This window comes from Brachybacterium sp., from assembly GCF_052095815.1.
In the GTDB taxonomy this organism is placed as follows: Bacteria; Actinomycetota; Actinomycetes; order Actinomycetales; family Dermabacteraceae; genus Brachybacterium.
In genome coordinates, this window is sequence record NZ_JBQDLF010000036.1 from 25,366 (window position 1) to 45,101 (window position 19,736).

The window sequence follows — 19,736 nt, forward strand, 5'->3', positions numbered from 1 at the left end:
CCCGGGTCCCGGCCTCCCGCGGGGGCGCGGCGGCGGGGCGCCGCGGCTGGGGGGCGCCCACCCCGAGGCGCCGGCCCCCCCCCTGGGGGGGGGCCCCCCTTCTCGAGGAACGGGAGCGATCAGACTCTGCGACCGGCTGCTGCGGTCAGTCCTCGATCGGCTCGGGCTTGAGATGGAGACGCTCGGTCTCGTCGATGATCTCGGAGGCGACGCTGGTGAAGGCGTCCTGATGGGCGCGAGCGTGGTGCGCGCAGAACATCAGTTCGCCGCCGGCCTCGAGGAGCACCTTGACGTACGCCTGAGCACCGCAGCGGTCGCAACGGTCGTGTGCCGTGAGCCGGGGAGCTTCGAGAGTAAGGTTCATGAGGTCATTTCTAGCATCGAGACCTGGGGTGAGGGGAGTATCCACAGCCCCGGTTCGCTGGCGGCGCAACACCCTGTGAGCCCCACCGCTCCCCACGCCCCTTCGGGTCCCGTGCTGTGAGCCGCGCGGCAGGCGGCAATACCCCGATCCCATCGCCCCGACCCGTAGGATCTGGGGGGTGTCCACCACCAGCACTGCGAAGAAGTCCGCCTACGATGCCCGCAATCTCCAGGTCCTCGAGGGCCTCGAGGCTGTGCGCAAGCGTCCCGGCATGTATATCGGCTCCACCGACTCGCGGGGCCTCATGCACTGCCTCTGGGAGATCCTCGACAACTCGGTCGACGAGGCGCTCGGCGGGCACGGCGACGCGATCGAGGTGATCCTCCACCCTGATCACTCGGTCGAGGTCAGGGACACCGGTCGCGGAGTCCCGGTGGATGTCGAGCCCCGCACCGGACTGACCGGCGTCGAGGTGGTCTACACCAAGCTCCACGCCGGTGGGAAGTTCGGCGGCGGCTCCTATGCCGCCTCGGGCGGCCTGCACGGCGTCGGCGCGAGCGTCGTCAACGCCCTGTCCGGACGCCTCGATGTCGAGGTCGACCGCGGTGGGAAGACCTACGCGATGAGCTTCCAGCGCGGGCAGCCGGGCGAGTTCGCCGATTCCGGTGAACCGGATCTGGACTCCCCGTTCACCCCTGCGGAAGGACCCGGGGAGCTGCGGGTGGTGGGCAAGGCCAAGCGCGGCGTGACCGGCACCCGTGTGCGCTACTGGGCCGACCCTCAGATCTTCGTGAAGGGATCGCACTTCTCGCTGGACGATCTCACGCGCCGCTCCCGCCAGACCGCCTTCCTGGTCCCGGGCCTGAAGATCTCGGTCAGTGACCTCCGGCCCGAGGCCTCACCCGATCAGCCGGCCACCCGCGTGTACAAGTACGACGGCGGGATCAGCGAGTTCGTCGAGTACCTCGCCCAGGACCAGCGGATCACCGATGTGATCCGCCTGCAGGGCACGGGCGCGTACACCGAGACGGTCCCGGTGCTCGATGCGAACGGCCATATGGTCTCCACCGATGTCGAGCGCAGCTGCGAGGTGGACATCGCTCTGCGGTGGGGGTCGGACTTCGACTCCACGCTGCGCTCCTTCGTGAACATCGTCGCCACCCCCAAGGGAGGCACCCACGTCACCGGCTTCGAGCAGGCGATGGTCAAGACTGTGCGCAAGCAGGTCGAGAACCAGGCCCGACGGGTCAAGTTCAACGCGAAGAACGAGAAGATCGAGAAGGACGACACCCTCGCCGGGCTCACCGCGGTGGTCAGCGTCAGGATCGACGAACCGCAGTTCGAGGGCCAGACCAAGGAGGTGCTCGGCACCCCGGCGATCCGCGCGATCGTCGCGAAGGTCGTCGAGGACCGGCTGACCGAGTTCCTCAGCTCCACCAAGAAGGGCGAGAAGGAACAGGCAGCCCTGGTCATCGACAAGGTGGTCTCGGAGATGCGCGCCCGCATCGCCGCACGCATGCACAAGGAGGTCTCGCGCCGTAAGAACGCGCTGGAATCCTCCACCATGCCCACCAAGCTCGCCGACTGCCGCACCCACGATGTGGAGCGCTCCGAGCTGTTCGTCGTCGAGGGCGACAGCGCGCTCGGCACCGCGAAGAACGCACGCTCCTCGGAGTTCCAGGCCCTGCTGCCGATCCGCGGCAAGATCCTGAACGTCCAGAAGGCGTCGATCACGGACATGCTGAAGAACTCCGAGTGCGCCGCGATCATCCAGGTGATCGGCGCCGGCTCGGGTCGCACCTTCGACCTGGACGCCGCCCGCTACGGCAAGATCATCATGATGACGGACGCCGATGTCGACGGTGCGCACATCCGCACCCTGCTGTTGACGCTGTTCCACCGTTATATGCGTCCCCTGGTCGAGGCCGGTCGGGTCTACGCCGCAGTGCCGCCCCTGCATCGGGTGGAGATCATCCACGGCGGCAAGAAGAAGAACGAGCTGGTCTACACCTACTCCGAGGCGGAGCTGCACAAGCTGCTCAAGAACCTCGAACGCCGCGGGAAGAAGTACAAGGAGCCGATCCAGCGCTACAAGGGCCTGGGGGAGATGGACGCCGACCAGCTGGCCGACACCACCATGGATCCCGGTCACCGCACCTTGCGCCGGGTGCGGATCGAGGACGCCGAGGCCGCCAGCGCCGTCTTCGAGCTGCTGATGGGCTCCGACGTCGCTCCGCGCAAGCAGTTCATCATCGAGGGAGCCGAAGAGCTCGATATGGAGAGGATCGACGCATGAGTGTCGCCGTCCGAGTCATCCCCTGCCTGGACGTCGACGCGGGTCGCGTCGTCAAGGGCGTCAACTTCAAAGATCTCCGCGATGCTGGGGACCCGGTCGAGCTGGCCGCCCGGTACGGCGCCGAGGGAGCTGATGAGCTCACCTTCCTCGACGTCACCGCCTCCTCCGGCGGCCGCGACACCATGATCGACGTGGTCCGCCGCACCGCAGAGCAGATCTTCATCCCGCTGACCGTCGGCGGCGGGGTGCGCTCCGCCGGCGACGTGGACCAGCTGCTGCGGGCGGGCGCGGACAAGTGCGGGGTGAACACCGCCGCGATCGCTCGCCCCGAGGTGATCAGCGAGATCTCGCGTCGTTTCGGCAACCAGGTGCTGGTGCTCTCGATCGACGCCCGCCGCGTCACCGACGAGACCCCCGAGGGCACGGCACGCTCCGGTTCTGGCTTCGAGGTGACCACCCACGGTGGTCGGCGCGGCACCGGCATCGATGCGATCGCCTGGATCCGCGAGGTGACCGAGCGTGGAGCCGGAGAGATCCTGCTGAACTCGATGGATGCCGATGGCACTGAGCAGGGCTTCGACCTCGAGCTGATCAGGCTCGCCCGGGAGGCGACCACCCTGCCGCTGATCGCCTCCGGCGGGGCCGGGAAGCCCGAGGACTTCGCTCCGGCGGTCCACGCGGGCGCCGATGCGGTGCTCGCCGCGAGCGTCTTCCACTTCCAGCAGATGACGATCTCGGAGGCTAAGGCCGCGATGGCGGCCGACGGGATCACCGTGCGGTGAGCGCACCGCTCTCGGTCGCCGACCGAGCAGCCGGCACCACCCGCCCTCCGCGGCAGCGCCTCGCTGCCATCGGGCTCGTGCTGATCCTGCTGCTTCTCGCCACCGGCGGCTGGCTGCTGTGGGACAACCGCCGGCTCGATGTCACCACCTATGACGTGGTCCTCGACGAACTGCCAGCAGCGGCGGACGGGCTTCGCATCGCTCAGATCTCCGATCTGCATGCCGCACAGTTCGGCACCTTCCAGGATCGGGTGGTCACCGCGACCACGGCCGCAGAGCCGGATCTGATCGCGCTCACCGGCGACCTCATCGACTACCGCACCACGCAGCTGGACGGCGTGCTCGCGATGACCGAGCGACTGCAGGCGATCGCACCCACGTACTTCGTGCTCGGCAACCATGAGGCGGACTCACCCCTCATGGACGAGCTGATCAGGGGACTCGAGGCTCGCGGCATCACGGTGCTGCGGAATGAGGCTGTCGAGGCGCAGATCGCCGGGGTCGAGCTGAGCGTGGTCGGTCTTGATGACCCGCGGGTGCGGGCCGCGGCAGGGGAGAGCCCGCAGGAGGCGACGGCGGTGCTCGCCGGACTCGGCCTGCCGGAGGATGGCACCACTGTGCTGCTCGCGCATCGTCCGGAGCAGCTGGACAGCTATACCGGTACCGGGGCTGACCTGGTGCTCTCCGGGCATGCCCACGGCGGGCAGGTGCGCATTCCCGGAGTGGGTGGGCTCTACGCCCCGCATCAGGGCCTGTTCCCCGCGCTCACCGAGGGCGTGCATGAGCGGCAGGGCACCACCATGGTGATCAGCCGGGGGCTCGGGAACAGCATCGCCGGGGTGCGGGTCAACAACCCGCGTGAGCTCGTGATCGTGGAGATGCGCAGCGGGATGTGAGCCGCCTTCTACTAGCTATTCGCAGTGTGTATACGCAGTGTGTATAGTCCTCGCATGAGCACCGCACACGCCCTGCTGGGACTGCTTGATCGGTCGCCAGCCTATGGGTACTCCCTCAAGCATGACTACGACCAGCTCCTCGCACCGGAGCGGCCGCTGGCCTTCGGGCAGGTCTATTCCTCGCTCGCCCGCTTCGAGCGCCAGGGATGGGCAGAGATCCTCACCGTCGAGACCGGCTCCGGGCCCGAGCGCAAGCTCTACGGCATCACGGCCGACGGGGTCGCCGAGCTGGATGCCTGGGTCTCCACGCCGCAGGTCACCGGCTCCTTCTCAGCCTCCACCCTGTTCGTGCGGATCTCGATCGCCCTGCTTTCCGGGCGGGACGCCCAGGAGGTCCTCACCGTCCAGCGAGCGAGCCACATGGTGCGCATGCGCGAGCTGACCGCACGCCGTCGCGGTGCCGAGCCCTCGCTGCTGCTCCAGCTGGACTACGAGCTCACCCACCTCGACGCCGATCTGCGCTGGATCCAGGAAGCCGGTCAGCGGCTCGATGCGCTGCGCGTGCAATGGCAGGAGACGACCGGAACGCGGCCCGACGAGACCGGGGCGCAGCGATGACCGCCCATTCCGAGAGTCGTGAACGCGCTGCGACCGCTGCCGGAGCTGCGACGGTCGTCGAGCTGAGCGGGGTACGGGTCTCCTACGGTCAGGATCCCGCGCTGCGTGGCATCGACCTGCAGATCGCCGCAGGGGAGCAGGTCGCCGTGATGGGGCCGTCCGGATGCGGGAAGTCCACTCTTCTGCATGTGCTCGCCGGCGTGCTGGATGCCCGGGAGGGCACCCTCCGGGTGCTCGGCGAGGACCTCGGAGCGATGCGGGAGAAAGATCGAGCCCAGCTCCGGCTGGCCCGGATGGGCATGGTGTTCCAGTTCGGTGACCTGATCGGCGAACTCACTCTGCGCGAGAATCTCGCCCTCCCGCTCCAGCTCCTCGGCGGCAGGCCGGCACGGATCCGGGCAGAAGTCGACGCGATGCTCGACCGTCTCGGGCTCGGCGAGGTCGCAGGCCGTCGCGCCGCCCAGGTCTCCGGTGGACAGGCGCAGCGCGCCGCCGTCGGCCGCGCACTGATCCACCAGCCCGCCCTGCTGCTGGCCGACGAACCCACCGGCGCGCTGGACACAGTCGCCGCCGACACCGTGATGGACGCCCTGATGGACACCGTGACGGAGCAGGGCACGACCCTCGTGGTCGTCACCCACGACAACCGCGTCGCCGCACACCTGAACCGCCTGGTGAGCATGCGCGACGGGGAGCTCGTGGGCTGAGATGCGCTCCTCCCTCCGCCTCGGGCTCACCCTCGCCCTGCGCGCCACCGACCAAGGCCGCTTCCGCACACTCAGCGCACTGCTCGTGTCCCTGTTCGGCTGCGCGCTCCTGGTCGTGGTGCTGTCCCTGCTGGATGCTGCCAGGCCCCGCAGCCTCGCACCCGGGATCGCGATGTCGGAGGTGGTCGGGATGATCCTGCCCGGGATCGTGGCCCTCGCGATCGGTCTGCCCGTGCTGGCCGCCGCCGCCGCGACCGGCCGCATGTCCGAGCAGGACCGCTCCCGGCGCACGGCCCGATTGCACCTGCTCGGGATGCGCGGCCGCGATCGGGTACTGGTGGGCATCGGCGAAAGCCTCCCTCCCGCTCTCGTCGGTGCAGCTGTCGGTCTCACGGTGGGTTCTCTGCTGGTTCCGTGGGCCGGAGGGGCACTGCTGGGCATGACCCCGGCGCCGAGCGTTGTGCCGGGATCTCTCGTGGTGGCCCTCGCCGTGCCGCTGGGTCTGGCCGCCGGGGCCGCGATGCCCTCACGTCGCTCCCAGAGCGAGACTCTGGAGCAGGCTCGCGGAGAGGTGGACCGACGTCCCGGTCTCTGGCGGGCAGCGATCCTGGTGCTGGGTCTGGTGATGCTGGTGCTCAGCTGGAGTGTGCAAGGGCTCTCGAACCCCGTGCTGGTCGTTCTGTTCCTCGGCGGTGCCGGCCTGGCCGCACTGGGCAGCATCCTGCTGCCGGCCCTGCTGGTGCGGCGCAGCGCCGACCTGCTCGTCCGGGTCGGATCCCCGGTGACCGTCGTGGCGGGACGGCGCCTGCAGTCTCAGCCCGCAGTGCTCGGCAGGGTGCTCGGCGCCCTGGTGATCGGCGTGGTGGTGACGACGGCAGGGCAGGGACTGATCAGCGTCTTGGCCGCTACCCCGGTGTATCAGGCCGGGCGCCACTACCGAGACGTCGAAGCTGTCGCCGAGGCATGGCTCCCGGATCGGGCGGCCGTCGCAGATCTGGAGCGTGCCCTCGAGCAGGTCGGTGGAGCTCGCGAGGTGGCATTCTCCACGCGCGGGTACGTCGTCGCCCCGGGGAGCACCCCGCAGGAGCACGCCCTGGGTGCGATGGTGACCACCTGCGAGGAGCTCCGCGTCCTCCGACCGGAGGTGGAGGGCTGCCGGAATGATCGTGCGGCCTGGATCCCAGCTGCGGCTGGGTTCGAGGAGAGGGTACCGCTCCAGGGAATCGTGGATCTGTTCAGCACCGACTTCGACGAGAGCAGCGGCGGGTTCGGAGATCCCGTGCTGCAGCTCGAGGTCTCCGAGGATGATCTCTCTCGAGTGCCAGTCCCTGCCTGGCAGGACACGGATCCGGCACCCACCCTGTTCATTCCGCGGGCACTGGTCACCGAAGAGCAGTTCTGGCAGTTCGGCGACGTGAGCGCGAGGGTGAATGCTGGCCCGCGCCCTGACTTTCCGGCGGAGCTGCAGGCGGCGGGAATCGACGCCCATATCGGCTGGACGGCGGAGGACTTCGCGCCCTATCAGGCGACCATCGACACCATCCGCCTGCTGAACCTCGTGGTGCTGGCCGTCGGGCTGGGCGCCTTCCTGCTCGGCATGGCTGATCTGGCGATGGGGCGCAGGCAGGAGCATGCCCGGCTGCGCCTGCTCGGCACCCCTGTGGGGGTGCTGCGCCGTGCGCACTGGCTCGAGGTGGCGCTGCCGTTGGTGGTCGGTGGGGGAGCGGCGCTCGGGATCGGGCATCTGGTCGCCGTCGCCTTCGTCGATACCGGTAACCGCGGTATGGAACCGGGCATGGTGACGCACCTCGGCGCGGAGAGCCTCACCGGACCGGTTCTCGCCGTGGCGGGCGGCGCGGTGGTGATCGCGCTGCTGACCTCGATCGGCATCGGTGCTCCCCTGCGACCGGACCACATCCGCCGGGCCTGACGTGCGCACCGCCGCGCGTCTGCTGTACTCCGGACGCGACACGGCCCGTCCGAACGGATTCGGACGGGCCGAGGGTGGGGGCGAGGGCTCGCATCAGAGACGCCGCCGTGCTCACCGCAGGTGCGAGAGGCCGGTGCCGAGCAGTGCGCGCTGCACGAGCAGCTCGTGCTCATGACGCGCCTGCTGGGCGGCCTGCTGCCGACGGGCCTCGCGCACCGCTCGTCGGCGGGCGAGGAAACCCTTCAGCAGGGTGTCGACGGCGTCCTCGTCGGCGACCTGCTCGAGCCGACGCAGGCTGGTGTCGGCGCGGGACGATTCGCGGCGGGTGAGGGTGTCGATGGGGCTGGTGGTGTTCTCCGATGTGTCGGTCGTGTGGATGGTGGTCGGGCTGCGGGTGTCGAGGGTGGTGTGAAGGGACATGGGGGCTCCTGACGGAGTGGCGTGTGATCGAGTCTCCTGCGCGCTGCGGACAGCTGCTGTCCTCGAAGCGCGCAGGAGAGTGCCCGCTGCTCGAGTGCGTCGGGCAGCGGGGATTCTCAGTAGTGCCGGCGGCAGGGCCGCACGGCATGGCGCGGAGCGGTGCGCTCCGTCAGCCGGCCACAGGCGCGGCGTGCCCGGCGGTGCTGCGGCCCCCACCGGCCGCTCGCTGAGCCACGGTGAGTCCGTGGGGCCGGGTGAGGGATGCGGCGAGGCCGAGCGACGACGCGGCCGGGCTGGCCGGGGTCGTGAACGGGGGCTGGTGCATCTCCATACGGAGAGTTGACCACCCTTCTCCGGTGGAGCACAACTGATTAGAAGTTCGCACGACGACGAAGACCCGGCCGCCCTCTGAGGGGCGACCGGGTCCTGGTCAGATGCTCCGCGGTGCGGAGCTGTGCTCAGCGCTCGATGCGGTAGGTGACGCCGATGGAGTGCGACTGGCCGGGCTCGAGGGCCACGTAGCCGTCCTTGGCGATGGCAGGCTCGATGCAGACGAACTCGGGCCAGGCCGTATCGGGGATATCGGCCATGCCGGTCACCAGCGTGTCCCAGGGATTCCAGACCACAGTCTTGGCGGTGCCGCGCGGTGCGGAGACGATGCGGCGGCCGGACTTCTCATCGTGGACAGTCACCACGGCGGTGGAGTCGACGACCCGGTCGGTGGCGGCGGTCAGCCGCAGCGGCCCGGCCGGGAGCACGTCGGGGGCCAGCCCGCGGGTGTTGTCGAGGAAGTCAGCGCCTTCGAGCCCGAGGATCTCGATCTCCCGCACATCGCCGACGGCGAGGTAGGTGTGCAGCGCTGCCTCGAGATCGAGCGGCCGGGGTCCGGCGGTGAGGGTGAGGTCCACCGACAGCTCGGCGCCGATGCGGAACTGGACGGACGCGGTCAGCGCCTTGACGTCCTCGGGGGTGCGGAGGGTGAGCACCACCTCGTCGCCCTCTCGCTCGGCCGAGGCGAGATCCCAGCGGAGGTTGCGCAGCCAGCCGTGCTTGACCTCCATCGCCAGGTCCCGGCCCGGTCCGAACCAGGGGCCGATCAGGGGGATGCCTCCGCGCACGGCCTCCCGCTCGCCGAAGGCGGAGTCCGGGCTCATCCAGAGCAGATCCGCCTCACCGGCGGGGACGTAGCTGGTCAGGTGCGCGCCGTCGAAGAGGAGCTCGGCCGTCGCAGCAGGGGTGTCGATCAGCAGGACGTCGACCCCGTGGGTCTGCCCGAGGCGCACACCTTCGGGAAGCGGGACGGAGGTGGTGGGGGCATCGGTGCCTGAAGAGTTCATGACGTCATGGTCGCACGTCACCGGGCCGCGGATCCGAGGACTCAGCCGGTTGCCGTCCCGGCGCAGCGGCCGCGCGGCTGGACTCTCTGGCCTGGGTCGAGTCCCGTTCCTCCGTGCCCTCCGCAGCCGCCGAGACTGTGCGGATGAACAGCAGCAGCCAGCCGTACACGATCGCCGCCGCCCCCATCTCGAAGGCAGTCATGTTCAGGTAGTCCACGCCCAGGTAGAGCACTGTGACGGTCACCAGCAGGGCGAAGGCCCCGGCGGTGACGGCGATCAGGGCGCCCGGCAGCCGGCGCAGCAGCACCGGCACCACGAGCAGGGTGAGCGCGAAGACGACCACGAGCGACTGGGCGACCACGTCGTGCCAGAAGACGCTCACGGTCCGGGAGATCACCGCGACCAGGGCGACCAGCACTCCGACTGCGCTCAGCAGCGAGCGCACGGCGGTGATCAGCCAGGCCGGCTCGCCGGCGCTGCGGGCCCAGCGGTCCAGATCATGGGCGAGGAACTCGGCCACGGTCACCAGCGCCACCCCGGTCAGCAGCAGGGTGAGGTTGAAGGTGAAGCTCGAGAGGCCGTCACCTTCGCCGAGCTCGGAGAAGTACCGCTCCCACCAGTAGGGATCCGAGGCGTTCATGGCACTGGCGAGCACACCGACCACGAGGAATGCCGCCAGCAGGGTGGCCAGGGACCGGCCGGTGAGCGAGGCCGCCGCCGCGGAGGTGATGTAGGCGGCGGCGCCGGCCGCAAGGGCGACCCAGAAGGTGCCGGCGAGGCGATCGAGCGCGACGCCCTGGAAGGCTTGTTGGAACACACCGAACAGGGCGCCGGTGAGGAACAGGCCGAGGATCCCGAAGACGAGGGAGAGCCCGAGGACATCGATCCCGCGGCGCCACCAGTGCCGGCCCCCGAACCAGGGCAGGGAGCGCCGGGTGAGGGTCGAGAGGGTGAGGGCGGCCGTCGCTGCGCCGCAGCCCAACACCGTCAGCGCGGCGACCTGGCCGATCGATCCCGATCCTGCCAACGGAACGGTCCCGCGCAGGGCGAGCAGTCCGACGACCAGACCCACCAGGGCGCCGGCCACGCCGACGGCGATATGCCGGGACTCCACACGCGAGGCCCGGGAGGAGCGGAATTTCCCGCGCAAGGCACGAGACTCCTGTGACTCCAGACGCGAGCCCCAAGGAGACCGAGACTCGCCGTCCGCGGCAGGGGAGGGATGGGGGTCGCCGCGAGGTATGGGCGCCACCCCGTCCCGGTTTCGGTCGCCCTGCACCGCTCAGCCGATCGCGGCGATCGGGACGGCCACCGGGGTCCCGGAGCCATCCCGGCGCCCGGTGGGCTCGGGCAGATCGATCGGCTGCCCCGCCTCGGACGAGGCGCGAGCGGGGTGAGGGACCACCCAGGCGCCGATCAGCGTGTCCTCGCCGCGCAGGAAGCGATGGCAGCGCATCCCAGCCGTCGCCCGACCCTTCGGCGGGTACTCGGTGAGGGCGGAGACCTTCAGCGAGCCGTTCTGGAGCAGCGGGAGGGTGCCGGAGCTGCCGGCGACGGTCACCACGTCGGCCGGGGCGGTCACATCGATCACCCCGAAGGACACCACCCGGTCGCCGGCGCCGAGCTTGATCCCGGCCACACCTCCGGCGCTGCGGCCCTGCGGCCGGACCCCGGAGGAGGGGAAGTGGAGCAGCTGCGCCTCGGCGGTGATGAAGACCAGGTCCAGGTCCTCGTCCTCCTCGAGGTCCACGACCCCGACCACGGTGTCACCGTCCTTCAGCGAGATGATCTCGAAGCCGTCGGCCTTCGGGAACTCGAGCTGCACCCGCTTGACCACGCCCTGCCGGGTCCCGAGCGCGATCGCCCCGCCCCGCGCGAGATCGTCCTCGCCGAGCCGGATCAGCCCCAGCGCGCGTTCCTCGCGCTCGAGGTCGATGAGGTCCGCAAGCCGCGTCCCGCCGGCGAGCGAGGGCGCCCCGGCAGTCGGTGCGAGCGAGGGCAGATCCACGACCGACAGCCGCAGCACGCGGCCGCTGTCGGTGACCACGCCGACGCTCGAGCGGGTGGTGGTGCGTACCTGGGAGACGACCACATCATGGGAGCTGCGGGCGCCCTCGCGCAGCACCGGGCCCTCACCGGTGACCCGCGCGACCAGTCCGGTCCCGGTGAGCAGCACGTGGCACGGCTCATCCGCCACCTCGAGGGAGCCGGCGGCCGAGATCACCGGCTTCTCCGCCGATTCGAGCAGGACCGTGCGGCGGGAATCCCCGTGCTCGGCGGCCACCGCGGCGAGCTCGTCGGACACCAGCGCACGCAGCACCGCATCCGAGCCCAGAATCTCCTCAAGCTTCTCGATCTCCCGGCGCAGGTCATCGCGCTCGGCCTCGAGATCGATCTGGGAGAACTTCGTCAGCCGTCGCAGCCGCAGCTCGAGGATGTACTCCGCCTGAACCTCGGAGAGGTCGAACACCGTCATCAGGCGGGTCCGTGCGGTCTCGGCATCATCGCTCTGCCGGACGATCTGGATCACTTCGTCGATGTCGAGGATCGCCAGCAGCAGACCCTCGACCAGATGCAGGCGGGCCTGGTGCCTGCTCAGGCGGTGCTCGGTGCGGCGGCGCACCACCCGCAGCCGATGATCGACGAACACCTCGAGCAGCTGCTTGAGGCCGAGCGTGCGGGGCTGCCCCTCGACGAGGGTCACATTGTTGATGCCGAAGGACTCCTCCAGCGGCGTGTACCGGTACAGCTGCTGCAGCACGGCCTCGGGGTCGAAGCCCGACTTCACCGTGAGCACCAGTCGCAGGCCATGGTGGCGGTCGGTGAGGTCCTGGTAGTCGGTGATGCCCTGGACCCGCTTGGCCTGCACTGCATCGCGCAGCTTCTCGGCCAGCCGCTCCGGACCCACCTGGTAGGGCAGCTCGGTGACGACGATGCCCTTGCGGCGGGAGGTGACGTTCTCGATCCGGGTCGTCGCCCTCATCTTGAAGGACCCGCGTCCTGTGCGATAGGCATCCCGGATGCCCTCGAGCCCCACGATCCGGCCGCCGGTGGGCAGATCCGGACCCGGCACGAAGCGCATCAGCTCGTCCAGCTCCGCCTCCGGATGATCGATCAGATGCCGGGCGGCGGCGATCGTCTCCACCAGGTTGTGGGGCGCCATGTTCGTGGCCATCCCCACGGCGATCCCCGAGGCCCCGTTCACCAGCAGGTTCGGGTACTGGGCGGGCAGCACCTCGGGCTGGAGGAGCTGGTTGTCATAGTTCGGGATCATGTCCACGACGTCCTCGCCGAGCGAGTCCGTCATCAGCAGCGCCGCCTTGGCGAGCCGTGCCTCCGTGTATCGCGGGGCGGCAGGTCCGTTGTCCAGGGAGCCGAAGTTGCCGTGTCCATCCACCAGCGGCAGGCGCATGTTGAAGCTCTGCGCCATCCGCACCAGGGCGTCGTAGATCGCGGTGTCGCCATGGGGATGGAGCTTGCCCATCACCTCGCCCACCACGCGCTGGCTCTTCACATGGCCCTTCTCGGGCCGCAGGCCCATGTCGGCCATCATGTAGAGGATGCGGCGCTGGACCGGCTTGAGCCCATCGCGCGCATCGGGCAGCGCCCGGGAGTAGATCACCGAGTACGCGTACTCGAGGAACGACGACTCCATCTCGCTGGTGACATCGATGTCGACGATGTTCTCGTCGACCGCGTCCTCACCGGCGGGCGTATTGGTGCTGCGTGATCGGGCCATGGAGAACATCATGGCGCATGACCGGCCATGATCCCGGGAGCCGGTCACCTGAAGGGACGTGAATCCCGTCAACTCCCCGCAACTCGACGATAGGATCCAGCCATGGCGGAAAGACGCGACGGCCTGCGGTCACTGCGCCGCCGTGCCCGGCCCGAGGATGAGCACGAGCCCAGCTATCCCTCTCACTGGGAGGCGGACATCGCCCTGCGCGACGGTTCCGCCGCACACCTGCGCCCGATCCTGCCGGCCGACGCCGACGCCCTCCAGGACTTCCATCAACGGCAATCGGAGCACTCCCGGTACCTCCGCTTCTTCGCCGCGATGCCGAAGCTGTCCCGCCGCGACCTCGAACGGTTCACGAACGTCGACCATGCCGACAGGGTGGCCCTGGTGGCGCTGGTCGGTGCGGAGATCGTCGCCGTCGGCCGTTACGACCGCACCGAGCCGCACTCCGCCGAGGTGGCGTTCAACGTCTCCGATTCCCGGCAGGGGACGGGCCTGGCCTCGGTGCTGCTGGAGCATCTCGCGGCCGCCGCCCGCGAGCGCGGCATCAACGAGTTCACCGCCGAGGTGCTCCCGCAGAACACCAAGATGATCAAGGTCTTCACTGAGACCGGCTTCGACGTCACCCGGGTGCTCGACGACGGCGTGGTGATGGTCTCCTTCCGGATCGACCCCACCGTCCGCTCTCTCGCCGTGATGTCGGAACGCGAGCACCGCGCCGAGGCGAGGGCCATGGAACGGCTCCTGCACCCGCAGTCGGTGCTGCTGATCGGCGTCTCCTCCCGCGCGGACTCCGCCGGCGGCCGCTTCCTCACCGCGCTGGAGGACTCGGGCTACGGCGGCACCGTGCACCTCATCGCCCGTGATGTCCTCGAGCTGAGGGGGCACCGCACCTGGGCCAGAGTGGGTGATGTGCCGGGCACCGTGGACCTCGCCGTGATCGCGCTGCGTCCCGAAGCCTGCCTGGACGCGATCGACGAATGCGCTGCGATCGGGGTGCGCAGCGTCCTGATCCCCACCGAGGGATTCTCCGACAGCGACGAAGGCCGCCTGCTGCAGCGCGAGCTGGTGGCCCGCGCCCGCCGCCACGGCATGCGCCTGCTGGGCCCTGGCTCCCTCGGCTTCCTGCGCACCGGGGAAGACGCCATCAGCCTCTCGCTGGCCCCTCGGATGCCGCAGCCCGGAACGGTCGCGCTCGCCGGGCAGTCCAGTGCGCTCTCAGCGATGCTGCTGGCAGGCACCGACGCCCGAGGCATCGGCCTGCACGAGTTCGTGGGCGTGGGGAACCGCGCGGACGTCTCCTTGAACGACACCCTCCAGCACTGGGAGGACGACGATCAGGTCGGCGTCATCGGGCTGGCCCTGGAATCGATGGGAAACCCTCGCAAGTTCACCCGGATCGCGCGCCGGCTGACGCGCAGCACCCCGCTGATCGTGCTGCGTCCCCCCGGCAGCGAGTCACACCTGCCGCCCGGTCACGACGTGCGCTCCTCGACCCTGCCCCGTCGCGCCATGGACCAGGTGCTCGACTCGGCCGGGGTGGTCCAGGCAACGGGAGTGGACCACCTGCTCGACGTGGTCGACGCGATCGGACGGCAGGGCCTCCCGCTCGGCCGACGAGTAGGGCTGCTCTCCAACACGGCCGCGCTCGGCGCCTCCCTGAGCGGGGCCGCCGGTCAAGCCGGCTTCGACGTGGTCGCGGAGAACCACAGCGTTCCGCTCTCCCCGGATCCGCGCCTCATCCAGCGCGCCTTCACCACGATGGCGGCGCTGGGCCAGGTCGACCTGGTGATCGCCGGCATGATCGACCCGCAGACGGCCGACATCACCGAGGTGCTGCGGCAGATGTCGATCGTGGCCCGTCATTCCGAGGTGGTGCTCCTGGTCTGCCTGGTCACCACCGAGGACCGCTTCGCCGAGGTGCAGCGGGCGGTGCGCGCCGACCTCTCGCTGCCGCCGGTGCACGCCACCCCCTACGCGGTGGTGCGCGCCGGTGCAGGAATGCTCGCGGCCGCCCTGCGTCCCGAGGTGGATGACGCGGAGCCGGCCCAGCGGGAGGGCATCGATCGCGCGGCGGCCCGGGAGCTGGTGGAAGCGCTGACTCCCTCGCCCGCCGCGTCCGCCGTGGATCTCTCCACCGCCGAGATCACCGCGCTGCTTGCCGCCTACGGCATCGACCAGCTGAGCAGCCGCCGGATCACCGATGCCGAGGACGCCCTCGCCCAGGCGGCGGAGATCGGCTATCCGGTCGCGCTGAAGTCCACGGACCCCGTGCTGCGCCATCGCGCTGATCTCGGCGGGGTGCGGCTCGACATCCCCGACGCGGTCCAGCTGCGCCACGCCGTCGACTCGATGCGCCGTGACCTGTCCTATTCGAGCGCACCGCTCGAGGTCCAGGCGATGGCCCCCGCCGGGGTGCCGATGGTGGTGCGCAGCGTCGAGGATCCCTCTCTCGGCCCGGTGGTCTCGCTGTCGGTGGCGGGGGATGCCACCGATCTGCTCGATGACATCGCCTATGCGATCCCGCCCTTCAGCGAGAGCGCCGCGGCACGGCTGGTGGACGCTCCCGCCACGGCCGTGAAGCTCCGGGGAATGCGCGGCCTGCCCCCGGCGGATCGGGAGGCGCTCGCCGATCTGGTGGTCCGCATCGGCCTGCTCGCGGAGGACCTTCCCGAGGTGGCCTCCCTCGAGCTGTACCCGGTGCTGGTGGCGCAGGACGGCCTCACCGTGATCGGTGCCCGGGTACGGCTGGCACCCCCGCCCAACCGCACCGATGGGGCCCGACGCACGCTGTCCGGCCCACCGGGGTCCTGAGCCGCGCCGCCCATCGAGTCGGAGCGTGGAACAATGACGGGATGACCACCGCACTTCCCACCGATCTACTCAAGGCTCTCGAGACCGCCGGGTACTTCCCACAGGCGGCAGCCCAGAGCCTGGAGCGTTCGCTGCGAGGCCGCGCTCCGGTCGCCCATCTGGTGCGGCCCGAGACCACCTTCGACGGGCCGGAGGTGCGCCGCCACCTCACCGTCGTGGTGCTGACCCCCACGCACCTCCTGATCACACACCTCGATGACGATCCGGCCGATGCGCTCAACCCCAGCCAGGTGGTCTCCACCACCGAGCGGATCCGGCTGCAGCGGATCACCGCGACCGGCCTCTCGCAGGTCTTCGACACCGATGGGCAGCTCAACCCCGGCCGGGAGTCCGAGATCACCCTGGGCATCACCTGGGACGGCAGCCGCCGCCTGGACCTCGAGCGGGCAGTGTGCGAGGACCCCGGCTGCCAGCTGGATCATGGGTACACCGGCACCATCGCCCCCTCGGATCTCGCCCTGCGGGTCAGCGCCCTGGCCGATGGCGCCGGCGCGGTCGAGGAGGCCCTGGCCTTCCACGACCAGCTGATCGACGCGATCGACGCGGTCGGGGCCTGAGCCGGCGTGCGTGCCACAGGTCCCGGACCCCGCCACCGCGACGCACCCGGAGCGATGGAGGACTGGCCCGCCGACCTGCTGCCGCCGCCCTTCACCGGCGGCGCACGGCCCGGCCTCCTGGATGTCCTGCGCCCGCTGGTCGAGAAGCCGAAGCCCGGCCGGGACCTCGTGGTGCTGCTCGACGGGCTCGGCGCAGATCTGCTGCGTGAGCACCGGTCGCTCACGCCGACTTTGCGTCGCCTGGAGGCGCAGACCCAGCGGATCCGCACCGTGGCCCCCTCGACCACCTCCAGCGCCATGGTCTCGCTGCAGACCGGCGCTGCACCGCTCGAGCACGGGGTCCTCGGCTATCTCACCTACGACCCGCAGACAGGCCGCAGCCTCAATCAGATCAGCGGAGCGAATTGGATCGACCCGCGTGCCTGGATGCCGCTGCCGACCCTGGTCGGCTCCGGCTCTCGCCGGGCGGTGCAGGTGGGGCCGAGCAAGCACGCCGGCTCCCATCTGAGCGGCGTGGCCTACCGGGGCTGGGAGTTCCTCGGCCACGGGCGCACCGACCGTGTCGACGTCGTCCGTGCCGCCCTGCGTCGCGCTGGCGCCGACGGGCTGGTGCATCTCCATGTCGATGACGTCGACCACGCCGGACATCGCCACGGGGTCGACTCCATGCAGTGGCGTGACGCGCTGGCCGAGGTGGACTCCCTGATCGGGACGCTGCTGCGGCGACTGCCTCGCGGCACCCGGATCCACCTCACCGCAGACCACGGCATGGTCGACACGTCACCTGAGCTCACCACGGACCTCGCGGACCACCCGCAGATCCTGCGCCTCATCCATGAGGTCTCAGGCGAGGCCCGCGCGCTGGCGCTGCATGCGGTCCGCGGCGACGGTGCGGCTGAGGAGCTCGCGGCTCAGCTCGCAACGCTGCTGGGGGAGCGGGCCCTGGTGCTGCCGCGCGAGGACATCCTCGCCAGCGCCCTGCTGGGACCGGCCGGAGCTGAGGTGACCGAGCGGGTCGCGGGCCGCGTCCCGGATGTGCTGGTGCTGTCCCGGGGACGCTGGAGCGTCGACGACTTCTCCCGGCGACCGGACTCCGCACGGCAGATGGTCGGCGTGCACGGATCGCTCACCGCGGCCGAGTCCTGGGTGCCGCTGCTGCACACCGAGGTCTGAGCAACCCCTCCAGCTCAGGCCCAGCCCTGTTCGGGCTCAGTCCTGCTTCGAGCCGTTCGACCCGAAGACGATCTCGTCCCAGCTCGGCATCGAGGCGCGCTTGCTCTTCGGTCGCGGCTTCTTCGTGCTCTTCGATGGCGTGCCCGCGGCGTCTCCCGCAGGCTTCTCTGAGCTCGCTGAGCTACCTGAGCCCTCTGAACTCTCCGCCGGTTCCGCGCCCGCGGCGCCGGGGATCACCGTACCGACGGCGTCGAATCCGGGCAGCGGGGTGAGATCGATCGTGTCCTGGTACTGGATCTCGTCTTCGGCCGTGTCGGCAGTGTGCCCTGCCTCAGGATCCAGGTCGCCCTGGTCCTCGTCGGTGCCGTCGGACTCCGGGGTCGCGGTGAGGTCGTCCTCGTGATCGCTCTGGGTGGAGTGCTCCTCCAGCGCCTCGAGGTCGGCGTCGTCGTCGGCGTGTCCCGACTCGACGGACTGGGCTGTGAGGTCCGTCTCGGACGGCTCGGGCTGGGAGTCCTCGTCGAGCCCGGACCAGACGGTCGCGGAATCGTCGGGGCGCGGCACGGAGCGCAGGCCGCGACGTGCGTTGAGGGCATCGAGCTCCTGGTCGTCGATCACGGAGGCGTGATCGTCGACCGAGGGGTGGTCCTCGGCCACGGTGCGGCGTGCATTCCAGCCGCGGGCGCGCGAGGGCGCCGCCGGGCTGCCCTCGAGCGACCCGTCCGCCTCGAGGTCGTAGACCGCGCTCTTGACGGCCTGGAGCCGTCCCCGGCCGCGCGACGGCTCGGAGGGCGCGTCCTCGTCGCTGATCCAGCGCGCCTCATCGTCCACCGGCGAGACGGTGCGGTTGTCGATGTCGGCGACCCAGTGCGCCTGCCGGGTGCGCCCGCCGGCGGAGAAGGTCAGCTCGAGCGTCCAGGTGCCGTCCTGGCGCCGCCAGGCGTCCCAGGCGGTCTCCCCGGTCGCCTCCCGGGCGGCGAGCCGCTCGGCGACGACGTCCTGCAGTGCAGGACCCCCGCGGCCGACGGGGAAGGTGCGGGCACGGGAGGCGGTCCACTCACGCTCGGCGAGCACCGGGCCTTCGTAGCGGCGCACTCGCTCGAGCGGGATCTCGGAGGCGTCGGCGATGTCCTCGGCGCTGCGGCCGGAACGGAGCATCGCCTGGATCTCGCGCGGACGGACGGGGGTGGAGTCCGCGGCCTGGATCATGTTCAGGGCCGGGCGGTCCGAACGGACCGCCGCCCGGAGCGCCCGGTCGATGCGCAGCGTGTACCGCTCGCCGTCGGAGTCGACCAGGAGCAGATGTTCCCCGTCGTCATGGATCCCGTCGAGTTCGAGCTCGCGCATCGTCGTCCTCTCCGTCGGAGCCTGGTCGCTTGCATGCAGAAGTCTAGGCCGTGACCATATCGTGCACGGCCCCGCGGTGCCGGTTCCCGGGGGTGCGGGCGTCGGCGTGTTGCGGGCTGCGGTGGACGCCGTGTTGTGAGTCGCAGGCCGCTCTGCAATAATGCCGCCGCATTCAGCGTTGAGACCCGGGCCGACCAGAAGTGGCCCGCGAGGACTCACCGGCGCGGAACTGCCCCAGCCACCCAGGTCGGATGAACCCCGATGACAACCAGGAACGGACCGTAGATGGCCACTGATTACGACGCCCCGCGCAAGAACGACGACGAATCGAATGACGACTCCATCGAGGAGCTGAAGGGTCGCCGGAACGAAGCGGCGACCCCCACCGTCGATGAGGACGAGGCGGATGCCGCCGACTCCTATGAGCTCCCCGGTGCCGATCTCTCGGGCGAGGAGCTCTCCGTGCGGGTGCTGCCCCGCCAGGCGGACGAGTTCACCTGTGCGAGCTGCTTCCTCGTGAAGCACCGCAGCCAGATCGACCACGTCGAGGGCACTCTCATCATCTGCAAGGAGTGCGCCGCGGCGTGATCCTGCTCGTCCCATGACGACGACGGCGCCACCTCCCGACCGGGAGGTGGCGCCGTCGTCGTTCTACGGGCTGGCGCATCGTGGGTCCTGGGTCCTGGGTCCTGG

General features: G+C 70.2%; 16 protein-coding genes. 10 read left to right on the top strand and 6 right to left on the bottom strand.

Going from position 1 to position 19,736, the window contains the following annotated elements; translation table 11 throughout:
- Positions 1 to 145: 145 nt before the first annotated feature.
- On the bottom strand, positions 146 to 364 hold the full coding sequence (locus ACTH43_RS13550; protein WP_441445431.1) for a DUF7455 domain-containing protein: 219 nt from the start codon (positions 362 to 364) through the stop codon (positions 146 to 148).
- 178 nt (positions 365 to 542) lie between these two features.
- Between ACTH43_RS13550 and ACTH43_RS13555 the strand changes: the two genes are divergently transcribed.
- From ACTH43_RS13555 to ACTH43_RS13580, 6 genes are read left to right on the top strand one after another with little or no spacing between them, the layout of a single operon-like run.
- On the top strand, positions 543 to 2,660 hold the full coding sequence (locus ACTH43_RS13555; protein ID WP_441445432.1) for a DNA gyrase/topoisomerase IV subunit B: 2,118 nt from the start codon (positions 543 to 545) through the stop codon (positions 2,658 to 2,660).
- The gene (gene hisF, locus ACTH43_RS13560; RefSeq protein ID WP_441445433.1) at positions 2,657 to 3,442 is read left to right on the top strand and encodes an imidazole glycerol phosphate synthase subunit HisF; all 786 of its coding nucleotides are present in this window, start codon (positions 2,657 to 2,659) and stop codon (positions 3,440 to 3,442) included. Before ACTH43_RS13555 ends, hisF begins: the two co-directional genes overlap by 4 nt.
- Positions 3,439 to 4,338, top strand: a complete 900-nt coding sequence (locus ACTH43_RS13565) for a metallophosphoesterase (protein ID WP_441445434.1) — start codon at positions 3,439 to 3,441, stop codon at positions 4,336 to 4,338. Before hisF ends, ACTH43_RS13565 begins: the two co-directional genes overlap by 4 nt.
- A gap of 54 nt (positions 4,339 to 4,392) precedes the next feature.
- Positions 4,393 to 4,956: a PadR family transcriptional regulator gene (locus ACTH43_RS13570; protein WP_345080518.1), complete on the top strand. Its 564-nt coding sequence runs from the start codon at positions 4,393 to 4,395 to the stop codon at positions 4,954 to 4,956.
- Entirely contained in the window at positions 4,953 to 5,663 is a 711-nt protein-coding gene (locus ACTH43_RS13575; protein ID WP_345080515.1) for an ABC transporter ATP-binding protein, read from the top strand. Before ACTH43_RS13570 ends, ACTH43_RS13575 begins: the two co-directional genes overlap by 4 nt.
- 1 nt (position 5,664) lies before the next feature.
- On the top strand, positions 5,665 to 7,593 hold the full coding sequence (locus ACTH43_RS13580) for a hypothetical protein (protein WP_441445435.1): 1,929 nt from the start codon (positions 5,665 to 5,667) through the stop codon (positions 7,591 to 7,593).
- Between the two features lie 111 nt (positions 7,594 to 7,704).
- On the opposite strand, the gene ACTH43_RS13585 is transcribed toward ACTH43_RS13580, so the two are convergent.
- The 4 genes from ACTH43_RS13585 to ACTH43_RS13600 all read right to left on the bottom strand — a co-directional run bounded on the left by ACTH43_RS13585 (position 7,705) and on the right by ACTH43_RS13600 (position 13,089).
- Positions 7,705 to 8,013 carry a hypothetical protein gene (locus ACTH43_RS13585; protein ID WP_441445436.1) on the bottom strand — a complete coding sequence of 103 codons (309 nt, stop codon included), beginning with the start codon at positions 8,011 to 8,013 and terminating at the stop codon, positions 7,705 to 7,707.
- 458 nt (positions 8,014 to 8,471) lie between these two features.
- On the bottom strand, positions 8,472 to 9,350 hold the full coding sequence (locus tag ACTH43_RS13590) for a D-hexose-6-phosphate mutarotase (RefSeq protein ID WP_441445437.1): 879 nt from the start codon (positions 9,348 to 9,350) through the stop codon (positions 8,472 to 8,474).
- Between the two features lie 4 nt (positions 9,351 to 9,354).
- On the bottom strand, positions 9,355 to 10,500 hold the full coding sequence (locus tag ACTH43_RS13595; protein ID WP_441445438.1) for a hypothetical protein: 1,146 nt from the start codon (positions 10,498 to 10,500) through the stop codon (positions 9,355 to 9,357).
- 132 nt (positions 10,501 to 10,632) lie between these two features.
- Entirely contained in the window at positions 10,633 to 13,089 is a 2,457-nt protein-coding gene (locus tag ACTH43_RS13600) for a DNA gyrase/topoisomerase IV subunit A (RefSeq protein WP_441445439.1), read from the bottom strand.
- Positions 13,090 to 13,191: 102 nt separating this feature from the next.
- Here ACTH43_RS13600 and ACTH43_RS13605 point away from each other — a divergent pair, with 102 nt between their 5' ends.
- The 3 genes from ACTH43_RS13605 to ACTH43_RS13615 are packed head-to-tail and all read left to right on the top strand — an operon-like array spanning position 13,192 to position 17,696.
- Positions 13,192 to 15,906, top strand: a complete 2,715-nt coding sequence (locus ACTH43_RS13605; protein ID WP_441445440.1) for a bifunctional acetate--CoA ligase family protein/GNAT family N-acetyltransferase — start codon at positions 13,192 to 13,194, stop codon at positions 15,904 to 15,906.
- Positions 15,907 to 15,947: 41 nt separating this feature from the next.
- On the top strand, positions 15,948 to 16,523 hold the full coding sequence (locus ACTH43_RS13610; RefSeq protein ID WP_441445441.1) for a DUF5998 family protein: 576 nt from the start codon (positions 15,948 to 15,950) through the stop codon (positions 16,521 to 16,523).
- A gap of 54 nt (positions 16,524 to 16,577) precedes the next feature.
- Entirely contained in the window at positions 16,578 to 17,696 is a 1,119-nt protein-coding gene (locus ACTH43_RS13615) for an alkaline phosphatase family protein (protein ID WP_441445442.1), read from the top strand.
- 36 nt (positions 17,697 to 17,732) lie between these two features.
- Here the strand turns inward: ACTH43_RS13615 and sepH are convergent, their stop codons facing one another.
- Positions 17,733 to 19,043, bottom strand: coding sequence for a septation protein SepH (gene sepH, locus ACTH43_RS13620; RefSeq protein WP_441445443.1), 1,311 nt, complete (start codon positions 19,041 to 19,043; stop codon positions 17,733 to 17,735).
- 285 nt (positions 19,044 to 19,328) lie between these two features.
- Here sepH and ACTH43_RS13625 point away from each other — a divergent pair, with 285 nt between their 5' ends.
- Positions 19,329 to 19,631 (top strand): DUF4193 domain-containing protein, encoded by a 303-nt coding sequence (locus ACTH43_RS13625; protein ID WP_345080488.1) that lies wholly within the window; start codon positions 19,329 to 19,331, stop codon positions 19,629 to 19,631.
- Positions 19,632 to 19,736: the final 105 nt, after the last annotated feature.

What these genes read in the sequence shown, in the direction of transcription:
- ACTH43_RS13600 (WP_441445439.1), bottom strand. Translation starts at nt 13,089, where the DNA reads ATGGCCCGATCACGCAGCACCAATACGCCCGCCGGTGAGGACGCGGTC.
- ACTH43_RS13580 (WP_441445435.1), top strand. Translation starts at nt 5,665, where the DNA reads ATGCGCTCCTCCCTCCGCCTCGGGCTCACCCTCGCCCTGCGCGCCACC.
- ACTH43_RS13590 (WP_441445437.1), bottom strand. Translation starts at nt 9,350, where the DNA reads ATGAACTCTTCAGGCACCGATGCCCCCACCACCTCCGTCCCGCTTCCC.
- ACTH43_RS13585 (WP_441445436.1), bottom strand. Translation starts at nt 8,013, where the DNA reads ATGTCCCTTCACACCACCCTCGACACCCGCAGCCCGACCACCATCCAC.
- ACTH43_RS13610 (WP_441445441.1), top strand. Translation starts at nt 15,948, where the DNA reads ATGACCACCGCACTTCCCACCGATCTACTCAAGGCTCTCGAGACCGCC.
- ACTH43_RS13550 (WP_441445431.1), bottom strand. Translation starts at nt 364, where the DNA reads ATGAACCTTACTCTCGAAGCTCCCCGGCTCACGGCACACGACCGTTGC.
- ACTH43_RS13625 (WP_345080488.1), top strand. Translation starts at nt 19,329, where the DNA reads ATGGCCACTGATTACGACGCCCCGCGCAAGAACGACGACGAATCGAAT.
- ACTH43_RS13575 (WP_345080515.1), top strand. Translation starts at nt 4,953, where the DNA reads ATGACCGCCCATTCCGAGAGTCGTGAACGCGCTGCGACCGCTGCCGGA.
- sepH (WP_441445443.1), bottom strand. Translation starts at nt 19,043, where the DNA reads ATGCGCGAGCTCGAACTCGACGGGATCCATGACGACGGGGAACATCTG.
- ACTH43_RS13570 (WP_345080518.1), top strand. Translation starts at nt 4,393, where the DNA reads ATGAGCACCGCACACGCCCTGCTGGGACTGCTTGATCGGTCGCCAGCC.
- ACTH43_RS13615 (WP_441445442.1), top strand. Translation starts at nt 16,578, where the DNA reads ATGGAGGACTGGCCCGCCGACCTGCTGCCGCCGCCCTTCACCGGCGGC.
- ACTH43_RS13605 (WP_441445440.1), top strand. Translation starts at nt 13,192, where the DNA reads ATGGCGGAAAGACGCGACGGCCTGCGGTCACTGCGCCGCCGTGCCCGG.
- hisF (WP_441445433.1), top strand. Translation starts at nt 2,657, where the DNA reads ATGAGTGTCGCCGTCCGAGTCATCCCCTGCCTGGACGTCGACGCGGGT.